Below are 25,310 nucleotides of genomic sequence, written 5' to 3' on the forward strand. Positions count from 1 at the left end.
TAAACATCAAAGACTGGTTGCCGGATGTTGCTGAGCTGGCGCATCCTTCAAGCCAGTATCATCATATGGGCGCGCAACGCTTAACGGTTGAAACCGGCGGCTTACCAATCTCCGGCGTCCGTTTCCTGGTATATGCCCCGAATGCCTCTGCAGTGAGCGTGGTGGGTGATTTTAACCACTGGGACAGCCGCGCCCATCCGTTATCCGCACTGGCGCAAGGCTATTGGGGCTGTTTTGTCGAAGGACTGCCCACCGGGGAGCGCTATAAGTTTGAACTGCGCGATCCATCGGGCAACAGCCTGCCGCATAAGGCCGATCCCTGGGGTTATGAGGCGGAGCAGTATCCGTCGTTTGCATCCAAAGTGTATGACCACAGTACCTATCGCTGGCAGGATGCACACTGGCAGCAGCGGCAGGTGACAGCCAAACACGAACAACCGCTTTCCATTTACGAGCTGCACCTGGGCTCATGGCGGCGGCAGGCATCCGGTGAAAGCCTGAGTTACCGTCAGCTGGCGGCAGAGCTGATCCCTTATCTGACAGAGATGGGCTATACCCATGTTGAGCTGATGCCGGTGGCGGAACATCCTTTTTACGGCTCCTGGGGCTATCAGCCGGTAGGACTGTTTGCTCCGACAAGCCGCTATGGCTCGCCGGATGATTTCAAGTATTTCGTCGACCAGTGCCATCAGGCCGGGTTAGGCGTGATTCTCGACTGGGTGCCGGCGCATTTCCCGGCCGATGATCATGGTCTGGCCTTTTTTGACGGCACCGCCTTGTTTCACGACCCGGATCCGCGTCGCGGCTGGCATCAGGACTGGCAAAGCTATATCTACGATTACAGCCGTGAGCATGTGCGCCGTTTTCTGGTCGCCAATGCCCTGTACTGGTTTGAGCATTTCCACATCGACGGCCTGCGGGTCGATGCCGTCGCATCCATGCTGTATCTGGATTACTCACGACAGCCCGGAGAGTGGATACCCAATGCCGAAGGCGGCAATATCAATCATGATGCTGCCAGCTTATTGCGCTGGATGAATGAAGAAGTGTACCGCCTGTATCCCAATGCCATGACGATTGCGGAAGAGTCGACAAGTTTTCCCGGTGTCTCACGGCCAACCTATGAAGGCGGGCTGGGGTTTGGGTTCAAATGGAATATGGGCTGGATGCACGACAGCCTGAGTTATATCCGCCAGGATCCGATTCACCGACAGCACCATCACGATACGCTGACGTTTCCTTTGGTATACGCCTTCAGTGAGAACTACGTGCTCTCGCTGTCACACGATGAAGTTGTCTATGGCAAAGGTTCGCTGCTCAATAAAATGCCGGGTGATGAATGGCAGCAAACGGCCAATCTGCGTGCTTATATGGCGTATATGTATGGTCAGCCCGGTAAAAAGCTGAACTTTATGGGCGCAGAAATCGCCCAGAGTGCGGAGTGGAATCACGATGGGGTGCTGGAGTGGCATTATCTGCAGTATGATCGCCATACCGGCGTTCAGCGTTTAATGCGGGCGTTAAATATCCTGTATCAGTCGACCCCGGCTTTGTATGAACTGGATTGTGATGCGGCTGGCTTTGCCTGGTGTGTGCAAAATGATGCGTCCCGCAGTGTGATCGCGCATGAGCGTTTCGCCCGCAATGGCGGCAAGGTGCTGGTGGTCAGTAACTTTACCCCTGTGCCCCGGCAGAATTACCGAATTCCGGTGCCGCAGCCAGGCCAGTACCGGTTAATGCTCAACAGTGATGACAGTCAGTACTGGGGCAGCGGGATGCCGGTAGAGCAAACGGTGAATACCGTCTGGGATGAGGCGTCAGGCAGTGAAGTGCTGATGATTGATCTGCCGCCATTGTCGACCTTGTTCTGGCAATTTATGCCGGGTTAAATCGCGCGACGCGTTTTTCAGAGAGTACAGCAACCCGAATGGCGCAGAGCGGATGGTTGCGATGAAACAGAAAGGGCCATTTGATGGCCCTTTTTTTATGTCAAACGCAGCCTTTGACGGCCAGCTTGTTTTTGTTGTCCCGGTTCGAGACGATTTGCTGGTGATCATCAATCGCACCCAGTGTTTTGGCTAATCTGTCATACAGGACCACATTGACCGTTGCTGCCAGATTCATGCAGCCATTGGTAGGCACATACACAACATGATGGGCTTTATCGACAACCTCTTGTGGCAGTGAGCTGTCCTCCGGGCCAAACACATACACGGCGTTTTCCGGATGGGTAAAGCGAGGCAATGCCGTTGCGCCAACCACTAATTCAACACAGACAATTTCTACGTCGTCCGCTAACCCGGCGGTGAGATCGTCCATCTCGACCAATTCAATACGCTCATGGCTGTTGTGGGTATCGGTGTGAAATTTTGCCGCGCGGTTATAGCGGTTACCGTTATAGCGCACCTGGGTCGCGTCATAGCAGCCTGCGGCACGCATCACTGCGCCAACATTCGTCGGGCTTTTGGGGTTGTACAGTCCAATAATGACCGTTGACTGTGTTGTCATTGTGTTTGATCTACTTTTGTATTGCTTTAAGGGGAGCGTGTTGGACACGTGAGTGGGGGGATTATGGCCTTAATGCAGCAGAAGTGCTATTGCGGGGTAACATTTTTTGGGATTCGGTGAGTATGTCGCGCTTGAGTTCGGTGTTCATTTCGGCATGGTTTGATGCGCGCCAGGTACTCTTTGTTGGGGCAAAGAGTACCCAGAAAGCCCCTTTTTGTTCTTTGGTGTGGTCCGGGACGGTTGTAGGCGCTCCCGGCGCCGACAACCTAAAAATTCGTCCTGAATTTTTCCCTGATTTTGTACTATCAATGCACATTATCAAGCTGTCATTCCCGCGACAGGCGGGAATCCATAAAGCGAGTTAGTTTTTGGTGGCTGGGTGAGTATGTAACATGGCTACGGCTTCCTTGCACTTAGTAAGTGATTGATGTCACTTACTTACAAACATAGCGTTGCTGATTTTTGGTGTAAGTCATGAAATAGAAAGAAAGTAAAGAATATAAATTGGGTAGCAGCAGTAGTTGAAGTAAGATATATGAGATGTTTATCTAGTCTCGGGAATATCTGATATTTGAAGTAAATTAGGACTATGTTTACATTTTGGGAAAGTGTTTGTTTGGGTGAATATAGTTTGCGAAAATCAATAAGTGATTCGATAATTGAGCGATTTATTATAGTTGAATTACTTTTATTTCAATAAAAACAATTCACTCATCAAAGAAGGTTGCTATATTACGCTATGTGTAACTATTAGTAAATTGTTACCTTTTTAAATATGGAATACTCTAAATTCATGGATATACAAGAATATTTTTCAAAGCTTAATAGTGAATCTCAGAATGTATTTACCAAAACGATTTTAGAAAAAGAAAAACTAGGTACACTTCACCATTTGGCTTCATGTATATTTGAGTTTTCAGATTGCTTACTTGATCCTCAAGAAAGGCAAATGCTAGTGACGGTTAGTACTCAGCTCGAATCGGCAACGCTTAATTTAACTTTAGGGTTATATCGACAAGCATTTTCATCCTTAAGGTTAGCATTGGAAATGGGCTTGGCAACAATGTATTTTTCTGTTAATAAGATGGAATTACATGAATGGCTTGATGGTAGGACTGATATTAAATGGTCTAAGCTTGTAGATGAAGAGAATGGAGTGCTATCCAACAGATTTACAAAAGCATTTTTCAGTGAATGCGCTCCGTATACTAGTGGCTATCGTGATAAAGCGATGTCCACGTATCGAAAATTATCAGAATATGTACACGGAAATAATGAAACTTGGGGAAAAAGTGGTCTTAAAGTAAGCTACAACTCGAATCTATTAAATTTATATTTAGAAAGCTATAAAAACACATCTGAAGTTATTTTGTTTGTTGCTATATGCCGGTATACAAGATTACTTGATGATGCTGCTCGCGAGTCACTTCAGTTTATACCTGAAGAATTTAGTCACATATCTGAGGTTAGAGAGATTTTTGGCCGTTCATAGGAATTGAAATGAGTGAGTTTTATCTTCGAACAGAAAGTATTAAACAGGCTGACATATTAGATTTGTCCGTAGTTAATTCTTCGGATAGGAATATATTGAATGCTCTAAAATCAAATGAGCCATGTTTGCTAGAAGGATCCAGGGGAACAGGAAAGTCATTTTTAATGAGAGTGGCTGAATTGGAATTAGAAGCTGAAAGTGATAAAAATATCACTGTATTTGTTCCTTTCAATATGAGTTCATTAATAACTACTGATGACGACCTCCAGTTCTACCATTGGATGCTAGCTAAAACGCTAAAATACTTGATGAATAAACTTAGAAAAAAAGGGATAGTAGTATCGGGCCTAACTGCAAACCTTCTAAGTAATGATGAAAGTGATACAGAAGATGGTGTTCATGTTAGTTTAAAGGAAATTGTAAAGATATTTGAGGATTCATATAAAGGGAAATCAACGTTAAATATCTCATCTCTTCCGGATATTGAAGACGTTAAAGAGGCTATTCAACTAATATGTGAGGGTAACTCTTTAGAAAAAGTAGTATTCTTTTTTGATGAAGCGGCCCATGTTTTTAGACCTGAGCAACAGAGACAATTTTTTAATCTTTTCAAAGATCTACGATCTCCATATATAAGTTGTAATGCTGCCATATATCCAGGTGTAACGCACTTTGGTGATTCTTTTGAAATAATACACGACTGTACTTATAAGAAACTTGAAAGGAATATCTCAGATTCTGATTATCTTCAATATTTTAAAGATATTGTTTTTAAACAGTCTGATGATAAGTTAAGAGCAGATATTGATAGGCAACGAGATTTATTCAATACATTAGCTCTTTCGTCAGGTGGAAATCCTAGGATGTTGCTAAGAACTCTTCAAGATTTATCAAAGTTTAATACATCAAATGTTAATTCTGTTATTAAGTCATTTTATAGAAATCAGATATGGGTAGAACATACGGAGTTGGGAGAGAAATATAAAGGACACCAAGGTGTAATTGATTGGGGGCGAGATTTCTTGGAAAATTCAGTTATTCCAAGAGTTGAAGAATATAATTCTTCTAGAAAGGAAAAAGGCATAGACGAATCTACGATATATTTCTGGATACATAAGGATTCTCCAGAGGCAGTGAAAGAATCTTTAAGATTATTAACATATACAGGAATTATAAGAATGGTTGATAGTGCTATGAGGGCTACTAGAAAAGAGTTGGGTACAAGGTACGAAATAAAATATGGATGTATGATCTCACTAGAAAGCAGTCCTCACGGAGAATCTTCAGATTTTTATAAAAACTTATCAATTAAGAAGTTTCCTGAATTTGGTAAAAATCATGCTTCATACTCAGGCAGTGATGATCTTCTACAGACTGATGATGAGCTTCAGTATAAAGAGTCTTTGAAATCACTGTTGGAAAAACCAATTGATGTTTTAGTTCTGCTTACGCCATGGCAAAAGGAAAAGTTAAAGTCAGTTGGTATTCAAACAATAGCAAATTTACACACTAAAACAGAAGATAGTTTAATTGAGAGTATTTATGGTGTTGGGCCGGCAAGAGCACGACTGATGAAAAATGCAGCGAATGCTGAGCTTTTAGAATATATCTCTGGATAAATTTAGAAAGCGATTGTTTTAGATAGGGGTTAGCTGATGATATAATCCTATCGTAAATGAAAACTGCATTTCCTGCAGTAATTCATGAAATACATGAATTAAATAATATCAATTGGGGGCTATGAGAATCGTTAGTATGATAATTGAAATGGCGTTATGTAAATCACTTGTTTTTATATGGCTAAATTGAATTATAAAAACAAACATATTCCTAATCGGTTTTTGTCAGAAATTGTTATGCGACAGAGTGATTCGATTCGCTGTCGTATAACAAAAATTTAGTCCCACAGAATTAAGGATAATTGGTGAATATCTATTGGAAACCCAAAGCATGGGTCGCAATACTTTTAGGCGTGTTTCTACAAGCATTCACATTTTTATACCTTAATCGACCCAAACTATTTTGGTTGTATTTTATTCTTTCTTGTATTGCTTCATTGCTGGATTGGAGATATCAAACGTCATTTATAGTGAGCTTCTCCTTACTCTGTCCAATTCATGCGTATTTTGTAGTAAAAAAATATGACCACTCTTTTAAAAGGGCTTGGTATTCAAGGTGGTGGGGCATACCTACAATTTATGGAACCTTCTTCATGATGGTCTTCCTATTACGCTCCTTCTTGTATGAGCCATTTGTTTTCCCTGCAGGTTCAATGGAACCGACAATAAAATCTGGAAATAATATCCTTGTACAAAAAATTGGCTATGGCACATACGGGACGTATGGTTTCACACTAGTCAATGAGGAAATATCGTCTACTGATCTAATGCAAAGAGGTCAGTTGTATGCATTTTATCCGCCGGAAATAGATTTTCCTGTTGTTAAGAGATTAATCGCATTACCTGGAGATACGCTGTCTATTAGAGGTAATGAAATTACTGTTAATGGTTCAGTCTTAACTACGGAAAAACTATATGATACAGACAGAGAAACAATCTTTAAACAACAGTTAAATGGAGTTACATACTTCATTCAACGGGACAGTATGCGGCCATCTGCTGATGTGGATGAAAAAGTATTACCAGAAAAAAGTTACTTTTTCATGGGTGATAATCGCGACAATTCAGCGGATAGTAGGCATTGGGGGTATATTACAAGTGACAGCATTATCGGTGAGGTCGTCTATATTTTTGATTAATGGCCTTACAAACGGCTCAAGAGAGACTTTCAACGCATAGCGTTTCCAGTTCTTTTGACCCGCGATGGTTATGTCTATTGTGATTGAGCTTTGTGGTAATGCATGCCAGCACTTTAGCTGGGTAAGTGCGTCATATTCATAACAAAGGATTGGAGAAGATAATGATCCCTAAATCAGCAAAACTTAGAGTCGCTCGCCCAACGGATAATCTGGCAAAAATTACGGAAATGTACGTCAATGGTTTGGGCTTTAAACTATTGGGTTCTTTCGAAGATCATAATGGCTTTGATGGCTCAATCATTGGTCACGAGCTTCATCATTATTATCTAGAGTTTACTCATCATAAAGGTACGGTAGTAGGGCAGGCTCCCACGCAAGATAACCTGCTTGTATTTTATCTTCCTGAACAGGATGTTTGGGCTCAATGTTGCGAACAAATGGAGAAAGCGGGATTTGTCGTCGTACCTTCTTATAACGATTACTGGGATGTTGTAGGGAAAACGTTTGAGGATATCGATGGCTATCGGGTTGTTCTTCAAAACAGAGAGTGGTCATCATAAGCCACGTATAGCAAATGGCTCAAGAGGGACTGTCAACGCGTTGCGTTTCCAGCCCCAATAACTCGAAGTGGTTAGGGCTGTTGTGATGAAGTTTGATGTAGTGTGCTGCCAGCGTCTTAAGGAGAAACTTCTGATGTCATCTGTACCTGAAAATGATTGGAAAGTGTTGAGTGGTCTCAAGGCGAACCTGCTCAATTCGGTATGCGAGACGATCTTTCAACGCATCGACCAAGTATCATCTGACCGAAAAGGTCGGGAACATGAAAGTTATTTAGAGCTCTGGAAGTTAATGAGCAAAGAAGATGACGCCATCGCTGAGATGTTTAATGATCTCAAACGAAGTAATGCATTGTTTAAGATTGCAGCTTTAAAGCATTATGGCGTGTTAACTGATGAACAATTGACGCTGTTTTCACCAGAAACACAAGATGAAGTAGCACGTCTTTTAGGAAAAACATGGGACGCAGAAGAGAACTAGGTAGTATTGCAAGCGGTGTTATCGGTTCGTTTAATAGCAGAAACAATGATGTCGATGGCTATTGGGGTATTGGTAAGCTATACCTGTTCGTAGCGACTCTTCAAAGCAAGAGTGTTTACCTTGATCTTTGCTCCCAACAGATTATCCCGTACTCCCCGAGCTTTGACCCCATGACTAAGCATTATTCAAAGATGTTTAAGCGTTTACTTATAAAACGTTCAATCCCACTTGAATGGGTCAGTTCAGCTCACGTTTACGTAGAATTTGAAGCGGACTATGAGGAACGTCATCATTATTGGCGAAGTGCATTGGGCAAGCCGTGTAATCTAGTTTGTGTTGTCGTAGATGATAATGGTAGAACTCATGTGGCTCGTTCTTATACAAATTGTTTGCCACATGACCCTAAAAGAGAAATTCGAAGCACTAGGTGAGTAAAATTTTAACAAAGCTTTGAAGAAGGATTGTACTGATTTAATGAAGCCGGGGTGTCTTCATTGACATTTGAGTGTTGTTTACAATCCCTCATTCATTAGAAAGTATTATACATGCCCGCCGCATTCTCAGAGCATCACAGATAAGGAATATTGGTGAAACTAAAGCAAGTGAATAAGGAAAATTGTCTTGATCTCCTCTCAATTTTTATTGAGCTTGAAAAGTATTATTTCGGGGATAAAGCTGCGTCAGAGAGTGAATTGGTTAACTACTTAAGCCAGCAAGTGTTTTCTGAGCACTCTGGTGTGAAAGTGGTTGCGGCCTTTGATAACGATAAGGTTGTTGGATTCGCGACCTATGCGATGATGTTTCCCGCCCCAAAACTCTCTGGCCAGATGTATATGAAAGACCTGTTTGTTTCTGCTTCAGCGCGGGGTAAAGGTGTTGGTCTGAAATTGATGAGGCACCTGGCTTCAATTGCTGTGAGTCATGATTGTCAGCGTCTGGATTGGACGGCAGAGCGTACGAATCCGACAGCAGGCAAATTCTATGTATCTATTGGGGCCAGTTTGGTCCAGGAGAAAGAGTATTTCCGTTTTGAAGGCAAAGCGTTACGTGACTTTGCACAGTCTTTATAACAACCGGCTTCGCGGGATTGTGAAACTGTGGCATTTTCAGGATATGATTTATTAATATGCTATACAAATCATACCTTTAAATAGGTTTCGTCATGACGGGTTCCTCTAATTTCAGTATCAGGCTTGGCTGTTTTGGCAAAGACTGCTGAGGGCAGGGCATGTCATTCATCCGCCAGTATGGAGCTTGCTATACTCTAAGTGATAGAATAGTATCACTTTTGCTTTTTCTTGGAGTGGTTCGAATGAAAGTAGAACTGGTGACATCACTGAAGCGTCAAGCGACTAAGATCCTTGCTGATCTTCATGAAACAAAAGAGCCAGTGCTGATTACTGAGCACGGTAAGCCGTCAGCTTATCTCGTTGATGTTGATGATTATGAATTTATGCAAAATCGTTTAGCAATCCTTGAAGGGATCGCTCGTGGTGAGCGCGCATTAGCGGACGGTAAGACTGTGAGTCATGAAGGAGCGAAGGACAGAATGTCAAAATGGCTGAAATAATCTGGACGGAACCAGCGTTATCTGATCTTAACGAGATTGCTGAATATATAGCCCTTGAAAATACTGATGCTGCCAAAGAACTTGTTCAAACCATTTTTGCAAAAGTTGGACGCCTGGAAACCTTCCCGGAATCAGGACGTGTACCGCCTGAACTGGATTATTTAAATTACCGTGAAGTTGTGATTAATCCCTGCCGCATTTTTTACAAGTATGAGGCTGAAAAAGTGTATATCTTGTTTGTCATGCGAGTAGAAAGAGACTTACGCCGTTTCTTATTAAGAAAGTAATATCAGGAAGGAAACTGTATTGACTAGGCTGTCAGGATTACTCTGCTGGTTGACAGAGCCTGATGTGGGAGGAATCCATGTCATCTGTTAGCCGTTTTGGGAGGTTTTTTGAATAATCGGGTCGTTTTTACGGGTGGTCCTGGCTCAGGGAAAACCTCAGTGATCAAGTTTTTAGAGCAATTGGGATACCCAAGTGCGACAGAAGTTGGCCGTAAAGTCATTCAAACACAGGTTGAGCGCAATGGGCTCGCTTTACCCTGGAAAGATAAAGCGGCATTTCGTGATGCAATGGTTCTTGAAGAACTGAACAACTACAAAGTACACGATAATACAGTTTTGACCTTCTTTGATCGGAGCATCATCGATTCATATGGTTACAGTCAACTTGAAAAAATAGCCGTTTCAGAACTCTTGTTAAGAAGTTGTCGCGAACTGACTTATCACAAAAATGTGTTTATTTTCCCACCTTGGGAAACCATCTATGAAAATGACATCGAGCGTAAACAAGATTTTAATGAAGCGGTTGCGACATATCACGAAATGCTGAACGCATACAAAAAGTTCGGTTATGAACTGATTGAAGTTCCAAAGTTTTCAGTTCGAGAAAGGGCTGAATTCATCTTAGATATTGTAGGTATCGGCCGTTCGGCTTGAGTTTGATCGCAATGTGTTGCAGCACCTTAATCCGGGTGTAATGAGTAAAAGGGAATTACATTGGCGGTATATTTAGATTCAATAAGAGTTGCTCCAAGAAGAGATTTTTTAAAATTCATAGATGAGTATTCTTTATCTTCTGTGAGTGTTGATTTAACTGATGCGATTCGCTTCAAGTTGGTGGAATTGCTTCCTTTGAGATCGGCATCGGATGCAGCAGAGATTGATACGAAGGATGTATCTTTGGTCGTTCGTGTTCCATATCACAGGAGAGGAACTTTGTTTTTCGGCCTTGGATTTCTGTTTGGGTGGAGGCCGTTGGTAACCATTGAATTTGATATAATTTCTTTGTCTCAAGAGAAGCAACTCGAAACATTACGTTCAACAGAAAGGTTGAGCTGGGGAAATTACATTAAAGGTCTGCTGCGTTTTAATTCAATCTTTCATTTGAAGCCTGAGTTTGGCTTTCTTGATCTAAAGCCTCTCATCGAAAAGTCAGTATTGAATCTACTTGTTGATATTCGTGCGAAGTACTCATAATAAATGTTCAAAGTTTCAACGAGTTTATACCCTAAGAAACCCACAACCCCAGGGGAAAATTCAGGACGAATTTTCAGGTTGTCGGCGCTGGGAGCGCCTACAACCGTCCCGGGCCACACCAAAGAACCAAAAGGGCTTTTCTGGGCACTCTTTGGCCCAACAAAGAGTGTCTGGCGCGCGTCACACAATGCTGAGAGATACACCAAACTCAAGCGCGACATACTTTTCGTCTTACCTGAAATCGCTTTTTTATCGTCTGCGTCACATTGACGTAATACACTCCCCAGGGGAAAATTCAGGACGAATTTTCAGGTTGTCGGCGCCGGGAGCGCCTACAACCGTCCCGGGCCACACCAAAGAACCAAAAGGGCTTTTCTGGGCACTCTTTGGCCCAACAAAGAGTGTCTGGCGCGCGTCACACAATGCTGAGAGATACACCAAACTCAAGCGCGACATACTTTTCGTCTTACCTGAAATCGCTTTTTTATCGTCTGCGTCACATTGACGTAATCCCCAACCCCAGAGAAAAACTCAGAACAAACCTCAACCCGCCGGCACGGGCGGTGCTTTCAGATCTAACGTTTCTAACGGGTTAGGGCAATACTGCCGGGTCTTCTCCATCACCTGTTTTTGTAACGCTTTATCAGCGTCGATCTCTGGGTATTGTTTCCTGAGATCTTCCACGCAGGTTTGTGTGGCTGCCATCATCTTTGTGAGCTCATCTTTGGAATTCATCAGACCGGACAGGTCATTGCCCTTGTCTGTTTTCACTGTCTGTAAGGCTTTCTCAAGTTCGGCATAGGGCTGGGCGAGGCAGCCGCAGACATCTTTTGCAGCCTGTTCCAGATCATCGGCCAGTACAGGAAGGGCTGTCAGGGTGGCAATCAATAAGGGGGCTATCAGGGATTTCATCTCTGCCTCCTGGCATGTCCATAAAAAAAGAAAAAGTTTGGTATTAGGCATCAGATCCAGTGTCAGAAAAGTAAATAGCCTGACTTCAACGAGTTGCTCAAGAATGTTGTGTCCATTACATACTGAAGCGTAATACTTCGAATCGCAAAAAAATCGTAGTGTTATTTTTGCGACACTGCTCAAAATTTCACCTCCCTATACTCAAGAAGCAAGTATTTGTGACGATGTATTAGATACGTCTAATAAAGGCGTACGGATAACATAAGCGTGTAGTTTAGGGGGCTGTATGAAGAGCGCACATCGGTGTCGCGGGGTCGGGTTGTCTGTTGTGGTTCTGGCAGCCACGTTACCCTCAGTGACATGGGCAGACAGCAGTCAATTCAGCTTGGTCAGCTCGGTATCCGACGAGGTCATTGACTCGTTATCGTCAATGGCCAGCGATGTCAGGGTAGATAAACCCAGTAAGAAAGAAGCCCTTCACCCAGCCGCCAGTCTGAGTGCTTCATCTTTTGCTTTATACCCGGGTGATGTCAGTTCGCGCACAAGCAGTGTCAGGGAAGATAACCGTCTTCGCTCATTCAGCGCAAGTGATTACACTCATTCATCGTATTTTGAAAATACACCAAGTGGTTTGGGCACTTATATGCGCGTTGAGCGCTCTCAGCCTCAGTTTCACTTCAAATCGTCCCCGGTTGATCGCACCTCTCCTGCAAATAACAGTTATTCGCTGACCATGGGGGGCGATTATCTGCTGAATAATAATTATCTGTTTGGTTTGGCGTTGGGCATGCCTTCTTACCAATCTTCTGATTATGAAAATGAAGGAAGTAGCGATATCGACGGCTTGGTCGCGTCTGGCTATTTCAGCTATTTTGAAAACGAATGGTTTCTTGATTTCACTGCCAGCTATGCACTGATTGATACAGACATGAGTCGTCAGGTGAATATGTATACCGATCCTGTGGTCAGCAGTATGAATGATGCCGATTCTGACGTGTGGGTGTTTATGCTGGGCGGCGGTTATGTGATTGATTACCCCTACGCCAAAATAGCGCTGGAAAGTTCGGTGCAGTACACCTTATCAGACAGGGACAGATATACCGAGAGGCTGTCGAAAGGCAATTCAAACTATGTGATTTCACAAGTTGATGATGTCAATAAACTGGAAGGCACTACCTTTATTACCGGCGCAACGATTTCTAAGCCCTTCCGTACCAGCTTAGGGCTTTTCCAGCCTTATGTGAAAAGCTACCTGCACTATGACTATCAATACCATTCAGACCGTATTATCAGTCAATTCAAATCCATGTATTCCAGCAGTGACCTGCCTGTGATTACTCAGTCTGACGATCAATTTTACGGTCGCTTTCACCTCGGTGTCTCTGGCGCCTTCAATGACAAGTGGATCGGCTACGCTGAAGCGAGTACGCTGGTCGGACTCAATGATATGAACCCGACTTTATACAGCATGGGTGTGATTATCCCATTTAAATAAAGGTCGGACTGCGGCTTAGCAAGCAGCCTTGAGCGCCATGAGGCATATATTTACCTTCAGGCGAGGTACCTTTGTCCATACCGTTTCGCGTTACCAGCGCTGTGGCAAATGATTGCTCAGATAATCAAGAAACAGGCTGAGTTTACGGGATCGCTTACTTTTTTCTGCCGATACCAATGCCACGATATTGGCTTTGGGGAGCTGATAGTCAGTCAGTACCGGGACCAGCAGACCACAATCGATTTCTTTCCTGACATCCCATTCCGAGCGCTGAATTATCCCGTAGCCATCCAGGGCCCATTGCTTGGCAACCTGTCCGACATTGCAGGACAATTTGGGTTCGATCCGAATACTGATCGTTTGCTTCGACGGAAGATTGAATTTCCACATCGTGACATCCTCGTCATTCTCTTTCAGAGCGATACACGCATGATGATGAAGATCTTCCGGTGTTTTCAAGGGTGGCGCTGAAGCAAGATAGCCAGGAGAGGCGAGAAGAAAGCGTTTGTTCTCAACCAGGTGAATACAACGGAGTGATGAATCTTTTAACCGGCCGATATAGATCATCACATCCGGTTTGATAGGGTGCGACCAGCTCGGTTTATCGGTGAGCGTTAAATCAATGATCAGTTTGGGGTACTGATTCTGAAACCTGGCGATGAGTGGCGCAATATGGGTGGTGCCAAATCCCAGCGGTGCAAGAACATTCAGTTTGCCTTCAATCATTGACTGGTTCGACAGGAGATCATTTTGCAGTGCTTCCAGTGCCAGCAGTATCTCTCTGCCTTCTCGGGCAAGCTTTTTTCCTTCCTGCGTCAGCTTGGTGGTTCTCAGATTTCTGTCGACTAACGTGACGGACATTTTCCGCTCTAATGCCTGCAGGCGCTGGGTGACACTGGGTGGCGTCACATTGAGTTTTCTGGCGGCAGCAGCCAGGGAAGGACTGTCTGCAATCACACTGAAAAATTCAATATCCTGAGAATTTATCATTAAGCTCAATCTTAATATGGCAATAAATAATGATTAATTTAACTTAATATGCAACCTTGTTACAACTATGTCCGCTCCTTCTAACTGATTAAGAGTGGAATAATTACAATGACTCGTCTTGACGTAACAGTTGCTTCATTGGCTAGTGAAGCGAAGCCCCTGGCTCCAAGCTTTGGTTTGGAGTTTACCCACAAACAACTCGCTACTTTAGTATCAGAGCAGTTCGACGAACTGTACTCGACACTGGTTCGGCATAAGTTACTCATTTTCCGCAAGCAGGACACCTCGCCTCAGCAGCTGATGCAGATTGCGAAACGGCTCGGTGACGTGCAGCGCTATCCGTTTTCCAGCGGTATTGAAGGCTTCCCGGAAATTGTCGAAATCCGTAAAGAACCTGAGCATAAAAATGTGTTCAGTGGAGTGTGGCATGTTGATTCCACTTACCTGGATTCTCCTCCCGATTTCACTTTACTGGCGGCGAAGCAAACCCCGGAAGTTGGGGGAGATACCGTATTTTCTGATTCCCAGAAAGCGTTTGCCGCTTTGTCGGAAGGGATGCAGAAGTTTCTGCTGTCTGAGAAAGCGGAATTCATTTCAAATAAAATTCAGGAAGCAGGTAACAAAGCCCCGCATCTGGTGAATTTTACAGATATCGCAATGGCTAATACCTTCTTTAGTGCCTCACATTTTGCGGCCAAGCGACATGAAGAATCAGGGATCCCTGGGATCTACGTGAATGCTGAGCACACCAGCCGCTTTACATCGATGTCCGCGGAAGAGAGTGCACCAATTCTTAATTATCTCTTTAGCCATATTACCCGTGATGAATTCACCGCAAGGGTGCGGTGGGAAAACGATACGATTGTGTTGTGGGATAACCGTGGTCTTCAGCACCATGCCGTGAACGACTATTACGGTCAGTTACGCGTGATGCACCGTATCATTGTTCGTTCGGCAATGCGTTAAACAACATACATGTACAGCGCCCGACAATTTGTTGCAGCGCTGTACATGTGGTTGATGAATGAAGTAGTTGAAAAAGAAAGGAAAAAATATGTTGGAATCCATAGCCTTTGTCCCCTCAGACAGTGTATTCATCATGCTGTTCTGTGCGGCATTTATTGCCGGTATTGTCGATGCGATTGCAGGTGGTGGCGGTTTAATTACGGTGCCGAGTCTCTTGCTGGCCGGTGTGCCGCCGCTGACGGCGCTCGGTACGAACCGCTTGCAGGCCGTGATTGGTGAACTGACGTCTTTCGTGACTTATTTATGGCACAAAGAAGTGAAGCTCGCCGGCCTGCTTCTTGGCATGATCGCGACGGCAATCGGGGCAACGGCGGGTTCTTTTGCTGTCAGCTTGTTCCCGGCAGATATTCTGAGGGCGCTGCTGCCCATTCTCATGGTTGCCATTACGGCTTATTCGATTTTGTCTAAACGCCTGAAGAATGTTGTTGCGCAACAGGCGAAGGTGTCGTCCCGAACTTTTATGCTGTCAATGGGGCTGATCATTGGTTTCTATAATGGCTTTTTCGGGCCGGGTACAGGTGCGATCTGGATGATTGCGTTTGCGATCTTACTGGGATACACGATCAAGCAGGCCAGTATTGCCACTAAGCCATTAAACCTGATGGGCAATCTGGTGTCGTTGATTTTCTTTATCTCGATCAGCAGTGTGAATTATCAGATTGGTCTGGTGATGGGGGTCGCCCAGGTGCTGGGGTCTGTGCTGGGCAGCAAAGTGGTCATTCGCAATGGCGACAGAGTTGTGCGGCCGATCTTCATCACGGTCACTTTATTGATGACGATGAAACTGATTTATGAAACAGGCACAGGACCTGTGCTGGCTTTCGTGACCGGGCACTGATTGCCCAACGGGAATCAGTGCTGAAAAAACGGACCGTCACAGTGAATGACGGTCCGTTTTTCATACCGAATGGCCTGATGGCTGAGTCAGCAGCTCACAGTCAGCCGTTTAGTGCCAAGAATCAGCGTAAAGCTCTGGCCCGGTAAGAGCGGCTTTTGATTTTATCGCTGGTGATCTTCGCAAGCGCTTTTTTCATGACTTTTCTGTCAACGGCAACATAAGCGCGCAAATCTGTGATGTGGATTTTTCCGACTTGCGAACCTTCAATACCGTTATTGCCTGTGAGTGCGCCCAGAATGTCACCAGGGCGAAGTTTTTGCTTCTTGCCGCCATCAATCTGGAGAGTGACCATGGCAGGGACTGCCGGTCTGTTATTCAGTAACGTCACTGGCGGCAATGGATCGCTGGTGATCTCGCGCTCGAAATGATCAGCCAGTAACGCCATCTTGTAGCCATCTTTTTCGCCATAGAAGGTGTACGCGTTACCCTGGCTGCCAGCACGGCCTGTTCGACCGATACGGTGAATATACACTTCGGTATCGTGGGCCATGTGATAGTTGAAGACGGCGTCCAGCGCATCGATATCCAGCCCGCGGGCTGCAACATCTGTGGCCACCAGAATACAGGCACTCTTATTGGCAAATTGCAGCAGCGTCTGATCCCTGTCTCTTTGTTCCAAATCGCCGTGCAGCGATAACACGCTGAAACCGGCATCGGCCAACTCATCCGCGACTTGCTGTGTTTCGCGCTTGGTATTACAGAACACCACGGCGCTTTCCGGCTGTTTGTCCAGCAGCAGCAGACGCAGCGCCTGCATGCGCTCTTTGTTATCTTCCAGACGGAAAAAAGACTGGGCAATGGTGCTTTTTTCATGCGTCGAGGCGACTTTCACCATCACAGGTTTGTGAAGGATTTGTTCCGCAACCGACTGGATCTGTTTGGGAAACGTTGCGCTGAACAGCAGGGTCTGCCGCTGTTGCGGCGCTTGTTCAATGATGGCATCCAGCGCGGGCTGGAATCCCATTTCCAGCATGCGATCGGCTTCATCAAGCACCAGCATATTCAGATTGCTCAGGCTTAAGCGTCCACGCTCTAAGTGATCGAGCACCCGGCCAGGCGTTCCGACGATAATATGGGCACCGTGTTCCAGCGAGCCGATTTGACGGCCCATAGGCACACCGCCACACAATGTCAGCACCTTGATATTGTGAATACCACGGGCCAGAGTACGGATGTCCTGCGCGACCTGATCGGCCAGTTCGCGGGTAGGGCACAGCACCAGCGACTGCACTCGAAAACGTTTTACATCCAGCTTGTTCAGCAGACCTAATCCGAAAGCGGCGGTCTTACCTGAACCGGTTTTTCCCTGGCCGATAACATCGCTACCGTTCAGGATTGACGGCAGGCTTTGTGCCTGAATCGGCGTCATAGAGGTAAAACCTATTGTGGCGAGGTTTTCCAATAGTTCAGGCTTTAATGACAGTGCGGAAAAAAGCAACGGGTTGTCGTTCGACGGTGTCGAGGCAATGTCGGCATGGCTCAAGGTATGTGTCCTGTAATAGGTGGTTAATATGACTAACCACGAAGAAATAGGGGTTAGCACGATCTGCCATTAAAATTAGCTGTGTTCATGATAAACGTCGAACCGTGCTGATCGGCATCATGGCCGCTATTGTATCAACCCAGGCTGTGCTTCGCCTTAACTATTCGTTCTGGTACTGATTTGTTACACACTGGATTTGTGCGGTTTACTCTGTCGTAACATCAGGGCTTGGGTATGCTGCGGTAAAGCTGGTTAAATTGTCGGTTTTTGGTGAAATACAATTCTATTTCGGCCAGAAGGCCTGGATTAGCTTTATAGTCATACTCTTCCTGAAAGTTGACTGTGGGAGTTAATTTCATATAAAGCCAGTCTTTATGCAGTCGTCGTTGCCAGCTGAATGATAGCCAGGCGTTCTCCACGCTTAAGTCCGGGCGGCTGTTGGCACTCATGCCGATCGAATAAGTGAATAAATTACGATTACTGATACGGTCATAAACTTCAGCCAGGTTCACAAATTGCCAGTTATGATCATTATCCAGGAATTGTGCGCTTGAGCCGATTCTCAGAATCGTGAGTTCAGCAGGTTCCAACGTGTAGTAGAAATCTGCCGAAGTGACGCTGCCAGGCCCTTTGCGGTGATAGTAAAACACTTCTTGTCTGACGAGCGAAGTCCATCCATCAACGAGTCTGTCCACCCGGCGAAATTGAGCCCGGACGAAGGGATCTAACGGTAAGCGAAGTTTTAAGCCCACATCAAAATCGGCATACCACTCACCAAACTGGCGGCTTTCAAGGCGGACACCGCCAATCGCACCTTTGTTTTCCGTGCGGGTTGTGTCAACCAGGCCACGCTCTTTATCTTCCAGGCTGCCGTAATCTTCTGGATCTGTTTCAAAAATCAGTTTCCAGTCTTTTTCCGTGTGTGGAAGATCCATACGTAAAGAGACACTGGAGTCGAAATTAAAATAGTCTCTGTGGGTGTAAGACGGTTTGATGCGAATTCGCAGATAGCTTTCATTGACCATCGGTTCTTCATCATCCTCAAGGCTGAGAAACTGATCAATGTTGGTACTCATATCAGTAATGGTGTCGGACAGAGAAGTTTGTGTTTCGTCCAGCCAGCCTGAAAAAATAATGTCCTCCGGACCGTCTTCGATGAGCAGACGGGGATCGATGTCCGGCGGGTCATCTGCCAGACAAACCGCAGGTAAACAAAGCCAGATAACTGATGCCAGAATTGTTCTGAAAATTGGCAGACACCGCATGTAAGCCCTCGAAACCGAATGCTAACAAATTGAAACTCAAGCCAATTAAGTATAGCCACTGAAAATGGGATTGAGTGATTTAATCATGACATATAAAAATTCGAAGTTGATCTAAGTTTTGGCAGCAACAAATGAAAATGATCAAAGTGCCCCGTGTGGAAATGGGAGGAAATCGCTTTTGCAGCGGTGGGTTATCGCAAATAGGAATGATTTGCGAATATTTTGCCCTTGAAATGGCAACTTTATTGTCACAGAACTGGGCTACACTAATCTGGATTAGAAAATCTATACAAGTCTGTATAGGTTATTTGTGGTGAGGTGTAAGATGGATATGTCAGATTTTGATGGAATCAAACGTGATATCTCACTAAAAGTAGAACATATTTTCGAAGTCTACGAAAAAGAACATTATTGTATGCCGACGATGGAAGAGTTTCGGACCATGTTTAATGAGCATATTGATCAATATGTCGGGCCTGATGATTCGCTGAAAGGCGCCGGATTAAACATGTCATCGGATACCAAGCAACGACGTGAGCAGAAGGTATGGCGAGTGGTGAATGAGCTGGAAGCAGAACAGCGATATTTACGTTCTGACTGAATTGCCTTCACCGGAGTAGAAAGCATGGCCAGCAATCGGGTTGGCCATGCTTTTTACATTTGATCAGTGATTGATATCCGACTTGCCTGCTAACAGTGCCATTGCTGTATTTGAAGCCGTGGGCTTACCCAGCTGCCTGCAAATGAAATCACCCGCCTGAGCCAACTTCATGAGATCAACGCCTGTTGATATACCGGATTGTTCGCACAGGTAAACCACATCTTCGGTTGCCACATTACCGCTTGCGCCCGGCGCATAAGGGCAACCGCCAAGCCCGGCGACACTGGCATCCACAGTGCTGATCCCCATCAAAAGCGCCTGGTAAATATTCGCCAGCGCCTGTCCCCAGGTGTTATGGCAATGCACGGCCAGTGCATCGGCAGGGATATGAGAGAGACAGGCATCCAGCATACGTGCAAAACGCAGTGGCGTGGCTTTGCCGATGGTATCGCCCAGTGACACTTCATAACAACCCATCTGGTACAGCAGCCTGGCGACACTGGCAACTTGCTCTGGCGTTGTCTGCCCGTCGTAAGGACAATCGGTGACGCAGGAAAGATAACCGCGGACACGGAGATTGCGCTGTTTGGCATTCAGTAACACAGGCTCGAACCGAACCAGGCTTTGGGCAATACTGCAATTGATGTTCTTCTGGCTGAAGCCTTCGGATGCGGAAGCGAAAATGGCAATTTCATCGGCACCGGCAGCAATGGCGAGATCAACACCTTTGGCATTGGGCGTGAGGGCTGAATACACAATGCCCGGTGCTCTGTGAATGCGGCGGAACACCTCGGCCGAGTCGGCCATCTGCGGCACCCACTTCGGAGAGACAAAAGACCCGGACTCAATGTGCGTCAGCCCGGTTGCTGACAGCATATCAATCAACTGAATTTTATCGCTGAGGCTGACATTGGCTTCATTCTGAAGTCCGTCTCGCGGGCCAACCTCGACGATTTTTACCCGACTCGGCAGATCGCTGGTGGCAGGAAAAAAGCTGTCATTATTTACACACTCTGGTTTCAATCGGCTGAATCGGTGGCCGGGCTGAGCTGAACCAGCTCCTGGCCATGCTGTACCTGATCACCTGCGCCCGCTAAAACAGATAACACCTGGCCCTGATGGGGAGCGCGCACTGTGTATTCCATCTTCATGGCTTCAATCACAATCAGTCCTTGATCTTTGTTTACCTTATCTCCCGGCTGACACAATACGTCAACCACGATGCCATTTAGCGGCGCCGTCGGACTGTCTTTCTCGGCTGACTCATGCGGCCCAAAGCTTGGGCGAAGCTGATAAACGCACTGTTCCTGTCCGGTGAAGGTCATGACACTTTGCGCTGCATGATCGAACACCAGACGTATCTGCTCGTGTTTTCCTTCAACCTCAAGCGTGACGTCCGTGACCGGTTGAACGGTTCTTGTCGCCAGCAAGCGCAGGGACAGCGGGGATAGCACGGGTTTTTCATCACCAACATGCTGCGATGGATCGACTGAACATTGGGTGAGATGTAACTGATTACGATCGGCTTGATCTGTCACGAAACGAAAGGTGTTAGCCGTCATTTCTGCATCATACAGCGTGATCAGGTGTTGTGCTGCCTGGTTAAGCCGCCAGCCGGACTGCTGATCCGCCTCGTTTTGCAGCAGGCACAAACTGGCAGCGCTGAGTACTAAGTGACGGGGTAACTGATATTCAGCGCCGTCCGGTGTATGTACAGAAATCGTGCTGACAACCTTTGCCAGCAGGGCGTCTTGATGATGTTCGATGAAATGTGTGCTCAGCTGGCCCTGGATAAAAGACGGGTGAGCCAGAATTTGCTGCAGATATTGGATATTGGTGGCAAGCCCGCCAATCTGATACTGAGACAAGACAGACTGTAACTGATGGAGGGCAGAAGCTCTGTTATCCCCCCAGGCAATAACTTTCGCCAGCATCGGGTCGTAGTGGGTAGTGACAGTGTCACCTTTCGTGATCCCACTGTCGATACGAGCGCCGACTGCGTGCACCTTGCCCGCAGAGAATGCGGCAGAATCCGGTTCGCTGAGAAAGTGAATCAGGCCAGAGGCCGGCAGGAAGTCTTGCTGCGTATCTTCTGCATAGAGCCTGGCTTCCACCGCATGCCCCTGATGTTGGATCTCAGACTGAGTCAGCGGTAAGGGCCGGCCTTCGGCCACCCGGATCTGCCATTGCACCAAATCCTGACCTGTGATCATTTCAGTGACCGGATGCTCAACCTGCAACCGGGTGTTCATTTCCATGAAGAAATAGGTGTGTTGCCGGGCGTCATACAGAAATTCGACCGTGCCCGCCCCAACATAGTCGATGGCCTGTGCCGCCTGAACAGCCGCTTCACCCATCTGACGGCGAAGTGTGTCGCTGAGGCCGGGCGCAGGTGCTTCTTCGATGATTTTCTGGTGGCGTCGCTGAACAGAACAGTCACGATCGGAAAGATAAACACAGTCGCCGTGCTGATCAGCAAAAATCTGGACTTCAATATGACGGGGCTCGGTGAGGTATTTTTCTAACAGTAATTTGTCATTGCCAAAAGCGGATTTTGCTTCCCGCTTCGCAGACAGCACTGCCTCGGCGAGATCGCTTTGCTGACGCACGATTTTCATCCCTTTGCCGCCACCGCCCAGCGCCGGTTTGAGAATGACAGGATAGCCGATGCGGCTTGCCTCGGCGGTTAAATTTTCAAGGCTGTCGTCATCGCCATGGTATCCGGGTAACAAGGGGACACCAGCCGTTTCCATGATGGCTTTCGCATCTGATTTGGAGCTCATCGCCGCCATGGCATCCGGGCCGGGCCCGACAAAAATAATGCCGTGCCGGTGACAGGCTTTGGCGAACGCCACATTTTCCGAGAGGAAGCCGTAGCCCGGATGAACAGCGTCAGCCTGGCTGGCTGACGCGGCGTTGATCAGTTTGTCGATGGCCAGATAAGAATCCAGCGCAGGGGATGGGCCGATATAGAGCGCTTCGTCCGCCATACGGACATGCTTGGCATGGCGATCTGCATCAGAATACACCGCAATCGTGGTGATCCCCATAGACTTGGCGGAGTGAATGACCCGACAGGCAATTTCTCCCCGGTTGGCAATCAGTAAGCGACGGATAGGGGTCTGCGCGGTGTCCATTTCACTTATCCTTGTGTGTTGGGCATGATGTGCCGGATGCTCAGAAACGGGCTGCAGCAAGTCCTCGGGTTTACTCATTGTGCTCTCCTTGCCCTGTTGTATTGTGTTTCACCCAGGCTGGCAGACGCTGCTCAAAAAAGGCGTTCAGTCCTTCCTGCCCCTGAGGGGAAATCCGGATATCGGCGATCATTTCACTGGTTTGTCGGATCAGAGCCCCATCGATTGGCCGCTGTTCACAAAGCTTACACAGGGTTTTGACCTGAGTCATCGCGGCCGGACTGTTCGCCAGCAGACGAGCAAGGGTTTGTTCCAGCAATTCATCTAGGCTTGCAGAGTCGGTTGTCTGCTCATGATTTGTGCTGCTGACCTCATGAAGTATGCCAAGCTGACGCGCCATGTCAGCATCGATAGTTTCAGCGGTCAGCATGAAGCGTCTGGCCTGCCGTTGTCCTATGGTACGGCAGACGTAAGGGGCAATGGTTGCCGGAATCAGTCCGAGCTTGACCTCGCTGAGAGAAAAGCGCGTCTCCTGACTGCCCAGGGCGATATCGCAACAGCAGATCAGGCCCAGCGCACCGCCAAAAGCGGAGCCTTGCACCACGGCAATGGTCGGATGGGGGAAGGTATCCAGCTCATTCATTAAAAAGGCCAGCGCCTGCGCGTCGTTCAGGTTGTCATGGCGTCTTTTCTGTCCCATGGCTTTCATCCAGCGCAGATCAGCACCGGCCGAGAAATGTTTGCCCGATGCGCGTAACACCAGCACGGAGACATCCGGATGACTTGCCAACCGCTGCAGATAATGCCGGATTGCCGCAATCAGCTGATCATCAAAGGCGTTGGCTTTCTCCGGGCGGTTCAGTGTGAGTGTGGCAATCCCCTGACGGCTGATGGTACAGAGCACCGGGTCACTGGCGGTCGCATGGAGAATTTCTGCGGTATCGCTGTATTGAAATACAGGGGTCATCTTAGAAGTCATGATCCATCCTCACAGATGTCAGCGGTTACATTCGGAATATGCCAAATTGTGTGCTTTCGGCAGGCGCATTGGCTGCCGCTTGCAACGCAATACCGAGTACGTCACGGGTTTGCGCGGGATCGATAATCCCGTCATCCCACAGGCGGGCACTGGCAAAATACGGTGATCCCTCTTGCTCATAGCGTGCTTTGATCGGGGCTTTGAAGGCTTCTTCCTCTTCAGCAGACCAAGTTTCGCTATGACGCTGTTTGTTGTCCCGCGTGACCTGTGCCAGTACACCGGCTGCCTGATCACCACCCATCACGGATATCCGGGCGTTTGGCCACATCCAAATCATGGTGGGATCGTAAGCACGGCCGCACATGCCATAATTCCCTGCGCCATAAGAACCGCCGATGATGACAGTGAATTTCGGCACATTGGCACAGGCAACCGCCATTACCATTTTGGCACCATGCTTGGCGATGCCTTCTGCTTCATATTTCTTCCCGACCATAAATCCAGTGATGTTTTGCAGAAATAACAAAGGGATGTTGCGCTGGCTGCACAGTTGGATAAAGTGCGCCCCTTTTTGCGCAGACTCGGAAAACAGAATGCCGTTGTTGGCAACAATACCGATGGGGTAGCCGTGTAAACGGGCAAAGCCGCAGACCAGGGTGTCGCCGTACAAGGCTTTGAATTCATCAAAATCTGATCCATCAACCAGCCGGGCGATCACTTCACGGACATCAATTTGCTTGCGCAGGTCGGTGCCGACAATGCCATAGATCTCGCGGGCAGGGTACCGGGGAGGCAGAACAGACGTTGGTTGTTCTGTCAGTGGTACAGGGCGGTGACAACTGGCGACCGCCTGTCTGGCGAGCGCCAGTGCGTGGTACTCATCATCGGCGTAATAATCAGCAACACCGGATGTTTTGCAGTGCACATCGGCGCCACCCAGCTCTTCTGCGCTGACATCCTCGCCGGTTGCCGCTTTCACCAATGGCGGACCGGCCAGAAAAATGGTGCCCTGATTTTTCACCATAACGGCGACATCGGCCATGGCAGGCACATACGCACCACCTGCCGTACATAAGCCAAGGACGATGGCAATCTGAGGGATCCCCTTGGCTGACATTCTGGCCTGATTAAAAAAGATCCGCCCGAAGTGTTCTTTGTCCGGAAAAACTTCAGCCTGATGGGGCAGGTTAGCGCCGCCTGAGTCGACCAGATACAGGCAGGGCAGGTGGCAGCGTTCGGCGATTTCCTGTGCCCGTAAATGCTTTTTCACCGTCAGCGGGTAATAAGTGCCCCCTTTCACGCTCGGATCGTTGGCGATGATCATGACATCAGTGTCTGACACGCGGCCAATACCGGCGACAACGCCCGCACAGGGGATGGCCTCGTCATAGACTTCCCAGGCCGCAAACTGGCCGATTTCAAGAAAGGGACTGCCTGAATCAAGTAAGTTGTCGATCCGTTCTCTGACCGGGAGTTTGCCTTTTTTGCGTTGCTTCGCCTGTGCGTCTTGACCGCCACCCTGCACCTGAAGAGCAAGGCGCGTGTGGAGCTCATCGACCAGCTCAGCCATGGCCTGCTGGTTGTGCCGGAACTGTGAGTCATGTGTCTGAATATGACTGTCTAAGATTGCCATGATGCCGTGTCCCTGTTGACTGTGTTCTGGTGACTGCGTTCAGTGAA

Annotated in this window: 23 protein-coding genes and 1 pseudogene; 15 read left to right on the forward strand and 9 right to left on the reverse strand. The window is 47.1% G+C overall.

The window, feature by feature from the left end:
- Positions 1-32 precede the first annotated feature (32 nt).
- Positions 33-1,889 (forward strand): annotated as a pseudogene (gene glgB / locus P4S53_RS00815) (1,4-alpha-glucan branching protein GlgB); the annotation flags it as partial.
- 100 nt (positions 1,890-1,989) lie between these two features.
- Here glgB and P4S53_RS00820 read toward each other — a convergent pair.
- Entirely contained in the window at positions 1,990-2,508 is a 519-nt protein-coding gene (locus P4S53_RS00820) for an RNA methyltransferase (protein WP_337110935.1), read from the reverse strand.
- Positions 2,509-3,301: 793 nt separating this feature from the next.
- On the opposite strand from P4S53_RS00820, the gene P4S53_RS00825 reads away from it, so the two are divergent.
- The 10 genes from P4S53_RS00825 (at position 3,302) to P4S53_RS00870 (ending at position 10,847) form a co-directional block, all read left to right on the forward strand.
- The gene (locus P4S53_RS00825; protein WP_337110936.1) at positions 3,302-4,000 is read left to right on the forward strand and encodes a hypothetical protein; all 699 of its coding nucleotides are present in this window, start codon (positions 3,302-3,304) and stop codon (positions 3,998-4,000) included.
- Between the two features lie 8 nt (positions 4,001-4,008).
- Entirely contained in the window at positions 4,009-5,619 is a 1,611-nt protein-coding gene (locus P4S53_RS00830; protein WP_337110937.1) for a hypothetical protein, read from the forward strand.
- Positions 5,620-5,924: 305 nt separating this feature from the next.
- Positions 5,925-6,758, forward strand: coding sequence for a signal peptidase I (lepB, locus tag P4S53_RS00835; protein ID WP_337110938.1), 834 nt, complete (start codon positions 5,925-5,927; stop codon positions 6,756-6,758).
- A gap of 161 nt (positions 6,759-6,919) precedes the next feature.
- Positions 6,920-7,318: a VOC family protein gene (locus P4S53_RS00840; RefSeq protein ID WP_337110939.1), complete on the forward strand. Its 399-nt coding sequence runs from the start codon at positions 6,920-6,922 to the stop codon at positions 7,316-7,318.
- 133 nt (positions 7,319-7,451) lie between these two features.
- Entirely contained in the window at positions 7,452-7,796 is a 345-nt protein-coding gene (locus P4S53_RS00845) for a hypothetical protein (protein WP_337110940.1), read from the forward strand.
- Between the two features lie 581 nt (positions 7,797-8,377).
- Positions 8,378-8,866, forward strand: coding sequence for a GNAT family N-acetyltransferase (locus P4S53_RS00850; RefSeq protein WP_337112031.1), 489 nt, complete (start codon positions 8,378-8,380; stop codon positions 8,864-8,866).
- A 242-nt stretch (positions 8,867-9,108) separates the two neighbouring features.
- Positions 9,109-9,366 carry a type II toxin-antitoxin system Phd/YefM family antitoxin gene (locus P4S53_RS00855; RefSeq protein WP_192013602.1) on the forward strand — a complete coding sequence of 86 codons (258 nt, stop codon included), beginning with the start codon at positions 9,109-9,111 and terminating at the stop codon, positions 9,364-9,366.
- Positions 9,354-9,653, forward strand: a complete 300-nt coding sequence (locus tag P4S53_RS00860; RefSeq protein ID WP_192013604.1) for a type II toxin-antitoxin system RelE/ParE family toxin — start codon at positions 9,354-9,356, stop codon at positions 9,651-9,653. Before P4S53_RS00855 ends, P4S53_RS00860 begins: the two co-directional genes overlap by 13 nt.
- 108 nt (positions 9,654-9,761) lie before the next feature.
- Positions 9,762-10,307 (forward strand): AAA family ATPase, encoded by a 546-nt coding sequence (locus P4S53_RS00865; RefSeq protein ID WP_337110941.1) that lies wholly within the window; start codon positions 9,762-9,764, stop codon positions 10,305-10,307.
- A gap of 60 nt (positions 10,308-10,367) precedes the next feature.
- Positions 10,368-10,847 carry a hypothetical protein gene (locus P4S53_RS00870; RefSeq protein ID WP_337110942.1) on the forward strand — a complete coding sequence of 160 codons (480 nt, stop codon included), beginning with the start codon at positions 10,368-10,370 and terminating at the stop codon, positions 10,845-10,847.
- A gap of 543 nt (positions 10,848-11,390) precedes the next feature.
- Here P4S53_RS00870 and P4S53_RS00875 read toward each other — a convergent pair.
- On the reverse strand, positions 11,391-11,759 hold the full coding sequence (locus P4S53_RS00875; protein ID WP_337110943.1) for a hypothetical protein: 369 nt from the start codon (positions 11,757-11,759) through the stop codon (positions 11,391-11,393).
- A 286-nt stretch (positions 11,760-12,045) separates the two neighbouring features.
- Here P4S53_RS00875 and P4S53_RS00880 point away from each other — a divergent pair, with 286 nt between their 5' ends.
- Positions 12,046-13,254: an autotransporter outer membrane beta-barrel domain-containing protein gene (locus tag P4S53_RS00880; protein ID WP_337110944.1), complete on the forward strand. Its 1,209-nt coding sequence runs from the start codon at positions 12,046-12,048 to the stop codon at positions 13,252-13,254.
- A 90-nt stretch (positions 13,255-13,344) separates the two neighbouring features.
- Here the strand turns inward: P4S53_RS00880 and P4S53_RS00885 are convergent, their stop codons facing one another.
- The gene (locus P4S53_RS00885) at positions 13,345-14,244 is read right to left on the reverse strand and encodes a LysR family transcriptional regulator (protein WP_337110945.1); all 900 of its coding nucleotides are present in this window, start codon (positions 14,242-14,244) and stop codon (positions 13,345-13,347) included.
- Positions 14,245-14,352: 108 nt separating this feature from the next.
- On the opposite strand from P4S53_RS00885, the gene P4S53_RS00890 reads away from it, so the two are divergent.
- On the forward strand, positions 14,353-15,210 hold the full coding sequence (locus P4S53_RS00890; protein ID WP_337110946.1) for a TauD/TfdA dioxygenase family protein: 858 nt from the start codon (positions 14,353-14,355) through the stop codon (positions 15,208-15,210).
- Positions 15,211-15,298: 88 nt separating this feature from the next.
- A complete protein-coding gene (locus P4S53_RS00895; RefSeq protein WP_337110947.1) occupies positions 15,299-16,108 on the forward strand; it encodes a TSUP family transporter in 810 nt (269 codons plus the stop codon).
- Positions 16,109-16,229: 121 nt separating this feature from the next.
- Here the strand turns inward: P4S53_RS00895 and dbpA are convergent, their stop codons facing one another.
- Both dbpA and P4S53_RS00905 read right to left on the reverse strand, forming a co-directional pair.
- A complete protein-coding gene (gene dbpA / locus P4S53_RS00900; protein WP_337112032.1) occupies positions 16,230-17,606 on the reverse strand; it encodes an ATP-dependent RNA helicase DbpA in 1,377 nt (458 codons plus the stop codon).
- 266 nt (positions 17,607-17,872) lie between these two features.
- A complete protein-coding gene (locus P4S53_RS00905) occupies positions 17,873-18,916 on the reverse strand; it encodes a hypothetical protein (protein WP_337110948.1) in 1,044 nt (347 codons plus the stop codon).
- A gap of 325 nt (positions 18,917-19,241) precedes the next feature.
- Between P4S53_RS00905 and P4S53_RS00910 the strand changes: the two genes are divergently transcribed.
- Positions 19,242-19,517 carry a hypothetical protein gene (locus P4S53_RS00910; RefSeq protein ID WP_337110949.1) on the forward strand — a complete coding sequence of 92 codons (276 nt, stop codon included), beginning with the start codon at positions 19,242-19,244 and terminating at the stop codon, positions 19,515-19,517.
- Between the two features lie 63 nt (positions 19,518-19,580).
- Here P4S53_RS00910 and P4S53_RS00915 read toward each other — a convergent pair whose 3' ends face one another.
- The 4 genes from P4S53_RS00915 to P4S53_RS00930 are packed head-to-tail and all read right to left on the reverse strand — an operon-like array spanning position 19,581 to position 25,263.
- Positions 19,581-20,540 (reverse strand): hydroxymethylglutaryl-CoA lyase, encoded by a 960-nt coding sequence (locus tag P4S53_RS00915; RefSeq protein WP_337110950.1) that lies wholly within the window; start codon positions 20,538-20,540, stop codon positions 19,581-19,583.
- The gene (locus tag P4S53_RS00920) at positions 20,537-22,732 is read right to left on the reverse strand and encodes an acetyl/propionyl/methylcrotonyl-CoA carboxylase subunit alpha (protein ID WP_337110951.1); all 2,196 of its coding nucleotides are present in this window, start codon (positions 22,730-22,732) and stop codon (positions 20,537-20,539) included. Before P4S53_RS00920 ends, P4S53_RS00915 begins: the two co-directional genes overlap by 4 nt.
- On the reverse strand, positions 22,725-23,618 hold the full coding sequence (locus tag P4S53_RS00925) for an enoyl-CoA hydratase-related protein (RefSeq protein WP_442958632.1): 894 nt from the start codon (positions 23,616-23,618) through the stop codon (positions 22,725-22,727). The genes P4S53_RS00920 and P4S53_RS00925 overlap by 8 nt, the downstream gene beginning before the upstream one ends.
- Before the next feature lie 37 nt (positions 23,619-23,655).
- Positions 23,656-25,263: a carboxyl transferase domain-containing protein gene (locus tag P4S53_RS00930; RefSeq protein ID WP_337110953.1), complete on the reverse strand. Its 1,608-nt coding sequence runs from the start codon at positions 25,261-25,263 to the stop codon at positions 23,656-23,658.
- Between the last annotated feature and the right edge of the window lie 47 nt (positions 25,264-25,310).

This window comes from Photobacterium sp. Hal280 (assembly GCF_037162255.1).
GTDB lineage: Bacteria > Pseudomonadota > Gammaproteobacteria > Enterobacterales > Vibrionaceae > Photobacterium.

What these genes read in the sequence shown, in the direction of transcription:
- P4S53_RS00885 (WP_337110945.1), bottom strand. Translation starts at nt 14,244, where the DNA reads ATGATAAATTCTCAGGATATTGAATTTTTCAGTGTGATTGCAGACAGT.
- P4S53_RS00845 (WP_337110940.1), top strand. Translation starts at nt 7,452, where the DNA reads ATGTCATCTGTACCTGAAAATGATTGGAAAGTGTTGAGTGGTCTCAAG.
- P4S53_RS00920 (WP_337110951.1), bottom strand. Translation starts at nt 22,732, where the DNA reads ATGAGTAAACCCGAGGACTTGCTGCAGCCCGTTTCTGAGCATCCGGCA.
- P4S53_RS00910 (WP_337110949.1), top strand. Translation starts at nt 19,242, where the DNA reads ATGGATATGTCAGATTTTGATGGAATCAAACGTGATATCTCACTAAAA.
- P4S53_RS00880 (WP_337110944.1), top strand. Translation starts at nt 12,046, where the DNA reads ATGAAGAGCGCACATCGGTGTCGCGGGGTCGGGTTGTCTGTTGTGGTT.
- P4S53_RS00840 (WP_337110939.1), top strand. Translation starts at nt 6,920, where the DNA reads ATGATCCCTAAATCAGCAAAACTTAGAGTCGCTCGCCCAACGGATAAT.
- P4S53_RS00860 (WP_192013604.1), top strand. Translation starts at nt 9,354, where the DNA reads ATGGCTGAAATAATCTGGACGGAACCAGCGTTATCTGATCTTAACGAG.
- P4S53_RS00930 (WP_337110953.1), bottom strand. Translation starts at nt 25,263, where the DNA reads ATGGCAATCTTAGACAGTCATATTCAGACACATGACTCACAGTTCCGG.
- P4S53_RS00895 (WP_337110947.1), top strand. Translation starts at nt 15,299, where the DNA reads ATGTTGGAATCCATAGCCTTTGTCCCCTCAGACAGTGTATTCATCATG.
- P4S53_RS00830 (WP_337110937.1), top strand. Translation starts at nt 4,009, where the DNA reads ATGAGTGAGTTTTATCTTCGAACAGAAAGTATTAAACAGGCTGACATA.
- P4S53_RS00905 (WP_337110948.1), bottom strand. Translation starts at nt 18,916, where the DNA reads ATGCGGTGTCTGCCAATTTTCAGAACAATTCTGGCATCAGTTATCTGG.
- P4S53_RS00890 (WP_337110946.1), top strand. Translation starts at nt 14,353, where the DNA reads ATGACTCGTCTTGACGTAACAGTTGCTTCATTGGCTAGTGAAGCGAAG.
- P4S53_RS00925 (WP_442958632.1), bottom strand. Translation starts at nt 23,618, where the DNA reads ATGACCCCTGTATTTCAATACAGCGATACCGCAGAAATTCTCCATGCG.
- P4S53_RS00855 (WP_192013602.1), top strand. Translation starts at nt 9,109, where the DNA reads ATGAAAGTAGAACTGGTGACATCACTGAAGCGTCAAGCGACTAAGATC.
- P4S53_RS00820 (WP_337110935.1), bottom strand. Translation starts at nt 2,508, where the DNA reads ATGACAACACAGTCAACGGTCATTATTGGACTGTACAACCCCAAAAGC.
- P4S53_RS00875 (WP_337110943.1), bottom strand. Translation starts at nt 11,759, where the DNA reads ATGAAATCCCTGATAGCCCCCTTATTGATTGCCACCCTGACAGCCCTT.
- P4S53_RS00825 (WP_337110936.1), top strand. Translation starts at nt 3,302, where the DNA reads ATGGATATACAAGAATATTTTTCAAAGCTTAATAGTGAATCTCAGAAT.